Source organism: Methanosarcina sp. DH1 (genome assembly GCF_020804205.1).
In the GTDB taxonomy this organism is placed as follows: domain Archaea; phylum Halobacteriota; class Methanosarcinia; order Methanosarcinales; family Methanosarcinaceae; genus Methanosarcina; species Methanosarcina vacuolata.
The window spans coordinates 1-550 of sequence record NZ_WJBJ01000051.1 but is presented as its reverse complement, the minus strand read 5'-3'; the positions used below and the strand labels follow the sequence as shown (position 1 = coordinate 550).

At 47.7% G+C, this 550-nt stretch carries 1 pseudogene; it reads left to right on the top strand.

The annotated features are described in order from the left end of the window. Positions 1-426 (top strand): annotated as a pseudogene (locus tag FXW07_RS19140) (acetyl-CoA decarbonylase/synthase complex subunit beta); the annotation flags it as partial. Between the last annotated feature and the right edge of the window lie 124 nt (positions 427-550).

Sequence of the window (550 nt, the reverse complement as noted above, 5' to 3'; positions counted from 1 at the left end):
RCCTACTTCTATTCCCCCAAGTTCATCCAGGCTGATGGTGGCTGGAACAGAGTTGTCTGGCTCCCATCCATGCTCAAGGAAAAGATTGCAGACACCATTCCAGAAGACATCAAAGATAAGATCGCAACTGAGAACGATGCAACTGACATTGATTCCTTGAAGGCTTTCCTGCAGGAGAAGAACCACCCGGTCGTTGCTAGCTGGGCAGCTGCTGAAGAGGAAGAAGAGGAAGAGGAAGAAGAGGAAGAAGAAGAGGAAGTAGCTGTTGCAGCTGCTCCAATGATGATGCCTGCAGCCGGTTTCCAGATGCCTGCAATGGCTTCAATGCCAATGATGCCTGCTGGTAAGGCTGGTGGAATTAAGATCACCTTCAAGAAGGCAAAGATCTCCATTGAAAGAATGGTCATCAGCGAGAAGAAGGACTAAACGTAGTTGGGTGACTAAGTAATCGCCTAAGACGAAAAACAATCCAATGGGGTATTCTGTGACAAAAGTAATTGCAATAACGGGAAAAGGTGGGACTGGTAAAACAGCGGTAGCGGCTCTTCTG